Source organism: Anaerobacillus sp. 1_MG-2023 (assembly GCF_030547345.1).
Classification (GTDB): domain Bacteria; phylum Bacillota; class Bacilli; order Bacillales; family Guptibacillaceae; genus Guptibacillus; species Guptibacillus hwajinpoensis_B.
Genome location: NZ_JAUORD010000153.1, coordinates 1 through 257 on the forward strand (window position 1 = coordinate 1; position 257 = coordinate 257).

The window sequence follows — 257 nt, forward strand, 5'->3', positions numbered from 1 at the left end:
GAACATGCCGGACACGCCGGGCATGCGATGGGCGCGGGCGCGTCCGATGCGGCGACCATCACCGGTGCCGACCGCGCCGCCGCCGTGTTCCGCGCGCATCACCTCAGCGGCTACCGGTTGTTTCTTCCCGCCGGGCCGACCGGCGTCTACACCGCCTACACCTATCCCGATCGGCCGGAGGGGCAGCGTACGCTCTACGTCGATCGGTGGAGCGGCAAGCTGATCCGCGAGGTCGATTTCGCGGAGTACGGCTTCGT

General features: G+C 69.6%; 1 pseudogene. It reads left to right on the forward strand.

The window, feature by feature from the left end:
* A pseudogene (locus tag Q4550_RS23655) lies at window positions 1–257 on the forward strand (hypothetical protein); the annotation flags it as partial.